At 67.3% G+C, this 6691-nt stretch carries 4 protein-coding genes and 1 pseudogene; 4 read left to right on the plus strand and 1 reads right to left on the minus strand.

From position 1 onward, the window contains the following. Positions 1-190: 190 nt before the first annotated feature. From PINTE_RS06445 to PINTE_RS06460, 4 genes and pseudogenes are all read left to right on the plus strand, one after another. Entirely contained in the window at positions 191-1594 is a 1404-nt protein-coding gene (locus PINTE_RS06445) for a sugar porter family MFS transporter (protein ID WP_068427648.1), read from the plus strand. A 1-nt stretch (position 1595) separates the two neighbouring features. Beyond that, entirely contained in the window at positions 1596-2300 is a 705-nt protein-coding gene (locus PINTE_RS06450; protein WP_068427650.1) for an L-ribulose-5-phosphate 4-epimerase, read from the plus strand. Positions 2301-2352: 52 nt separating this feature from the next. Next, positions 2353-3860 (plus strand): annotated as a pseudogene (gene araA, locus PINTE_RS06455) (L-arabinose isomerase). Next, on the plus strand, positions 3860-5485 hold the full coding sequence (locus tag PINTE_RS06460) for a xylulokinase (RefSeq protein WP_084343317.1): 1626 nt from the start codon (positions 3860-3862) through the stop codon (positions 5483-5485). Before araA ends, PINTE_RS06460 begins: the two are co-directional and overlap by 1 nt. 75 nt (positions 5486-5560) lie before the next feature. Here the strand turns inward: PINTE_RS06460 and PINTE_RS06465 are convergent. Continuing rightward, the coding region (locus tag PINTE_RS06465; protein ID WP_157087113.1) for a glycosyl hydrolase at positions 5561-6691 on the minus strand (1131 nt) is incomplete at its 5' end.

Raw genomic sequence — 6691 nt, forward strand, 5'->3', positions numbered from 1 at the left:
ACCAACGGTAACTGTTGGCACATCGGAGCCAGTCGCGTGATGCACATCACTTTACGAGGCTCAATGTTAGTGCTAACATCATCTCACGGGGCGATGTTAGCGCTAACATTTACGCAACTGGAGGGTCTCAGTGACCCAGGCGGCAACGTCCGCCTCCCGGAACCGTCAATGACGACAAGGAGCGAACCTCATGTCCACGAGGAGCGCAGTCGCCCGTGCAACGGGTGACACCCCCCGGCGCAAGATCCCAGCCGGGTTCATCTATTTCTTCGGAGCCTTCGGCGGCATCCTCTTCGGCTATGACATCGGTGTCATGACCGGTGCCCTGCCGTTCCTCATGCAGGACTGGAACCTTGAGGGCGACGCCGCCGGCATCGGGTGGATCACCTCGGCGCTCATGCTCGGCGCCATCTTCGGCGGCGCGCTGTCCGGACAGCTCTCCGATCGCATCGGCCGACGCCGCTCCATCCTGGTGGCGGCCGTCATCTTCGCCGTTGCTTCGATCCTCCTCGGAGTTTCCCCGCACGGCGGACTTGGCTACATGATCGCCATGCGCTGGTTCCTGGGTCTCGCGGTCGGGGCAGCGTCGGCCCTCGTGCCCGCCTACATGGCGGAGATGGCGCCCACGCGCCTGCGCGGTCGGCTGTCCGGACTGAATCAGACGATGATCGTGTCGGGCATGCTGCTGTCCTATCTTGTGGCGTTCGGGCTGCAGCACCTGTCGACAACGTGGGCATGGCGCAGCATGCTGGCGGGCGCTGCAGTACCCGCGATCATCTTGTTCCTCGGCGTCTTGCGTCTGCCGGAATCGCCCAGGTTCCTCGTGCACAAGGGGCAACTCGACGCCGCACGTGAGGTGCTTTCGATGATCCGCCCGGCCGACGCGATCGAACCGGAGCTGCGCGAGATTCAGCGGACCGCCGAACTGGAGTCCAATGTCGCTGCCCGCACGTCGTGGTCGACTCTCTTCCAGTCCAAGTACCGCTACCTCGTCGTGGCGGGTGTAGGAGTCGCGGCGTTCCAGCAGTTCCAGGGCGCAAACGCGATCTTCTACTACATCCCGCTCATCGTCGAGGCCGCCAGCGACGTCTCGGCCGATTCCGCCCTCGTGTGGCCCATCATCCAGGGAGTCATCCTCGTGCTCGGGTCGCTGTTGTTCATCGCGATCGCCGACCGCTTCAACCGGCGCGCTCTGCTGACGCTGGGAGGCACCGTCATGGGGATCTCGTTCATCCTCCCCGCGATCATCGCGTGGGCAATGCCGGACGCCAACCCGATGCTCATCGTGCTCTTCCTCAGCATCTACGTCGCGTTCTATTCGTTCACCTGGGCACCGTTGACCTGGGTACTCGTCGGCGAGCTCTTCCCCTTGGTCATCCGCGGCCGCGCCGCGGGCATGGCGTCGTCGTTCAACTGGATCGGGTCGTTCGCCGTCGGCCTGTCGTTCCCGATCATGACCGCTTCCATGCCGCAGCACGCCGTCTTCGCGATCTTCGGCGGCATCTGCCTCCTCGGCGTGCTGTTTGTGCGCACGAGAGTCCCGGAGACACGCGGCCGATCGCTCGAGGAGATCGAAGCCGAGGGGAGCCGCTGACATGACGATCGTTCTCAACCAACTGCCGTCCACGATCCAGGACTCCGTCGCTCGCACTCGTCAGCGCGTCAGCGATCTGCACGCTGAGCTTCCCCGCAACGAGCTTGTCGTGTGGACCGCCGGCAACGTCTCCGAGCGAGTCCCGGGCACCGATCTGTTCGTCATCAAGCCATCGGGCGTCTCCTACGACGAGCTGGCGCCGGAGTTCATGGTGGTCTGCACGCTCGACGGCACCAAGATCGACGACGGCACGCCCGACCGGCTCCAGCCCTCCTCTGACACCGCCGCGCACGCCTACGTCTACCGCCACATGGAGGAGATCGGTGGAGTCGTGCACACCCACTCCACCTACGCCACGGCGTGGGCGGCGCGCGGCGAGGAGATCCCGTGCGTCCTGACCATGATGGGCGACGAGTTCGGCGGCGCGATCCCAATTGGCCCATTCGCGATCATCGGCGACGACTCCATCGGCCGCGGCATCGTCGAGACCCTGAAGACGTCGCGGTCGCGGGCCGTGCTCATGCAGAACCATGGCCCATTCACGATCGGCACCGACGCCCGCGACGCGGTGAAAGCCGCGGTCATGTGCGAAGAGGTCGCCCGCACCGTGCACATCGCCCGGCAGCTCGGGGCGACCATCCCGATCCCACCGGAGACGATCGACCGCCTCTTCGACCGATACCAAAACGTCTACGGACAGCACTGAGCCCAGCCATCACTACGCCCGCTACAACGATGCCAACGGAGGCATGAACACGATGAACAACCCGTTCGACAACCGCGAGATCTGGTTCCTCACCGGAAGTCAGGGGCTCTACGGACCCGAGACGCTGGAGCAGGTGGCACAGCAGTCGACCCAGGTCGTTGATCTTCTCAACGAGGCCGACGACATTCCGCTGACCGTCGTGTGGAAGCCAGTTCTCACCGACCGCGACGCGATTCGCCGGGTCGCGCTTGAGGCCAACTCGGACGATTCCTGTGTCGGGGTCATCGTCTGGATGCACACGTTCTCCCCCGCCAAGATGTGGATTCTCGGCCTCGACGCGCTGCGCGTGCCGCTGCTGCACCTGCACACGCAGGTCAACGTCGAGTTGCCATGGAGCACCATCGACATGGACTTCATGAACCTCAACCAAGCTGCCCACGGCGACCGCGAATTCGGCTACATCGCCACCCGGCTGGGCGTCTCGCGCACCACGGTGGTCGGCCACGCTTCAGACGCCCAAGTGCGGGCCCGCATCGGTAACTGGACTCGCGCGGCGGTCGGGTGGGCCGAGCTGCACAGCCTCAAGTTGGCCCGGTTCGGCGACAACATGCGCAACGTCGCGGTCACCGAGGGCGACAAGACCGAGGCCGAGCTTCGCCTCGGTGTGTCGGTGAACACCTGGGGGGTGAACGACCTTGTGGGGGTGGTCGACGCCGTGACCGGCGCGGAGGTCGATGCTCTCGTCGCCGAGTACGAGGAGGCCTACGACGTCGCACCCGAGTTGCGCGTCGGCGGGCCGCGGCACGACTCGCTCCGGTACGGCGCACGTCAGGAAATCGGTCTCCGGCGCTTCCTGGAAGACGGCGGATTCGGCGCCTTCACGACGAACTTCGAGGATCTCGGCGGCCTGCGGCAGCTGCCCGGCCTGGCGGTGCAGCGCCTTATGGCAGACGGCCATGGGTTCGGCGCAGAGGGCGATTGGAAGACAGCAATTCTTGTCCGTCTCGCCAAAGTCATGGGATACGGGTTAGCCGGCGGCGCCTCGCTGATGGAGGACTACACCTACGAGCTGACCCCGGCCACGAAAAGATCCTCGGGGCGCACATGCTCGAGGTGTGCCCGTCGCTGACGAGCGCGACGCCCACCCTGGAGATCCACGCGCTGGGCATCGGCGACCGCGAGGACCCCGTGCGGCTGCGTTTCACGGCCGACCCGGGCCCCGGCATCGTCGTCGCCATGTCGGACATGCGCGAGCGCTTCCGTCTCATCGCCAACGTCGTCGACATCGTCGAACCGGACGAACAGCTGCCGGCCCTTCCGGTGGCGTGTGCGGTGTGGGAACCCCGGCCCGACTTCCAGACCTCGGCGGCCTGCTGGCTGACCGCCGGCGCGGCGCACCACACGGTCATGACGCAGGCCGTGCCGTTGGAGGTGTTCCGCGACTTCGCCGATATCGCCGGCATCGAGCTGGCCGAGATCGATGCGCAGACCACGGTGCGCGAGTTCGGCAAAGAGCTTCGGCTCGGGCAGGTGTACTACCGCATGGCGCAGGGCCTGTGATGAACACCGAATCCGGAATGCACGACGTTCATCTCTCCGGCGTGGAGGCGATCGAGACGGGTCGCTCGTTTCTGGGGATCGAGTTCGGCTCGACCCGCATCAAGGCGGCCCTGATCGACCCTGCCGGGGAGGTGCTGGCCATCGGCGCGCACGCGTGGGAGAACCAGTACATCGACGACAACTGGACGTACTCGACCGAGGCGGTGTGGAGTGGCCTACAGGCGTGTTACGCCGGTCTGGCCGCCGACGTCGAGCGTCGGTGGGGCTGCCGCTTGACCCAGGTCGGCGGGTTGGGCGTGTCCGCAATGATGCACGGCTACCTCGCGTTTGATGCGTCGGGGGAACTACTCACGCCGTTCCGCACGTGGCGTAACACTTACACGACCGAGGCAGCGGGGATTCTCACTGAGTCGTTCCACCAAAACGTGCCGCTGCGCTGGAGCGTGTCGCACCTCCTGCACGCGGTGACGAGGAATGAGGAGCATGTGACGCGGATCGACTACCTCACCACGCTGGCCGGTTACGTGCACTGGCGCCTCAGCGGACGCCGGGTACTGGGCATCGGAGATGCCAGCGGCATGTTCCCCATCGACGCGAGAACCAAAGACTACGACGCCTGCATGGCTGCGGCCTTCAACGACCTTCACGCCGTTCGCAACCTGCCGTGGCGCGTCGAGGCCATCCTCCCTGAGGTGCTGCTGGCCGGGCAGCCGGCCGGAGCCCTCACCGAGGGGGGCGCCGCCCTACTCGACCCGAGCGGGGAACTGCGAAGCGGTGCCGTCATGGCACCTCCCGAGGGCGACGCCGGAACCGGCATGGTTGCGACCAACAGCGTGCGACCCCGCACCGGCAATGTCAGCGCGGGTACGAGTGCCTTCGCAATGGTGGTTCTCGAGACACAACTGCCGGGGTGCAGGCCGGAAATCGATCTCGTGTCTACTCCCGCCGGCGATCCAGCCGCGATGATCCATACGAACAACTGCACCGGTGATCTCGATGCGTGGCTGCGAATCCTCGCACGTTTCGCCGAATTGGTGGGCGCTGACCTAGACACCACCGACCTGTACCGCCTCCTTTACGAGGAGGCAGTACACGGAGCCGACGACGCCGGAGGCCTACTTGCGTATAACTACCTGTCGGGCGAACACCAGACCGGCGTGTCGTCTGGTCGTCCGCTCTTCCTCCGGGCCACGCAGTCGGAGTTCACGCTGGCGAACTTCATGCGCGCCCAGCTGTACTCCGCGTTCGGGGCATTGGCTCTCGGCATGAATGTGCTGTTGGGCGAGGAGAAGGTCGAGCTCGAGTCGCTGTTCGCCCACGGGGGCATCTTCCGCACTGCCGGTGTGGCCCAGCAGATCCTCGCGGACGCCGTGGGCGCGCCGGTCTCGGTCGGTGATGTCGCCAGTGAGGGCGGCGCCTGGGGCATGGCGGTGCTCGCAGCGTTCGTCGCCGCGGGCTCGGGCTGTGGGAGCCTGACGGACTATCTGGCGACACGGATGTTCGCGGGCGCCCACCTCATGCGCGTCGAGCCGGACTCATCCGGTGCACTGGGATACGCCCAGTGGCTGAGTACGTACGAGCGGGGCCTTGAGCTGGAGCGGCGCGCCCAGAACGTCATCGCTTGACAGTTGGCAAAGCGCCGATTCTGCGGGCGGGCTACGGTGTCGCCCGCCCGCAGACCCTCGTGCACGGGTCGCGGCTCACCACAATTCGCGGTACACCGCCGCAGCCGCCGGGTTCTGGCCGCCCCACAGATCGGAGCGGATGGTCCTGCCGCGATCGTTGAAGTAGTTCTCCAGTACAAGCACATCGGCGTTGGCGCGCATCCAGGCCCGCATCTGCCGCACCCAGAACGGGTTGTCGCCGGTGCCGCCGCGGTTCGTGCCCGCCACGCCCCACTCCGGGATCGACATCCCCTTGCCGCGGGCCCGCGCGAACGCGGCGACGTCGGCGATGCCCGGGGAGTACCAGGGGCGCACCGCCATCCGCCACTGCGACGCGGTGCGCGCCTGCGTCCAGTGCTCGTCGTACATGTCGCAGCCGACGAGGTCGACGACGTCGTCGCCGGGATAGAGCTTCGTCAGGCTGTCGAGCCGGTCCCGCGAGCCTGGCATCGCGAAGCCGCACGTGATGTCGAAGTTGCGCACGAGCTTCGGCGCGGCGCGGCGCAACACGGTGGCGACGCGGCGGTAGGCGGCGCGCCAGGTCGCGGCGTTGTCGGCGGTGCCGCCGTAACGGGTCCAGACCCCGTTGCCCTCGAAGCCGATCCGCACGATCGCGTCGCCGCGGCCGGTCCGGCGCAGATCGCGGGCGATGGCGCGGAACACGTGGTCGTAGCGGCCGGCCGCGACGTCGGCCAGGCTGCCGGGCCCCTGTTTGGGCAGCAGCGGCAGGCCGTAGACGAGCCGGCCCGGAAAGTCCTGGTACGTCGTGATGTGCCAGCGCGAATCGGCCAGCGAGTCCCACGTCGACAGGTCGGGGTAGGTCGTCACCGCGTCCAGGGGCGTGCCCCGCCAGCGCCCGAACGCCTCCGCGCGCTCCCCCGACATGTGCCCGCCCGTCCACGCCCCCGAGAACCAGGGCGTCGCGCTGCGGTTGCGGCCCAGGAGCCGGTTCGCCGCGCTGTCGGCCGGTGACTCTTCCGTCGACGCCGTCGCGGCCTGGACGCCGTAGCGCGGCGAACGCCACAGACCCGCCGGGGCGTTCGTCGGCACCCCGTAGCGCGGCGAACGCCACAACCCCGCCGGCATGCCCGCCTCCACGCCGTACCGCGGCGAGCGCCACAGACCGGCACCGACGCCGGTGGGCGCCGCGGCTTGGGCCGGGCGCGC

This window comes from Piscicoccus intestinalis NBRC 104926 (assembly GCF_001515525.1).
Lineage (GTDB): Bacteria > Actinomycetota > Actinomycetes > Actinomycetales > Dermatophilaceae > Kineosphaera > Kineosphaera intestinalis.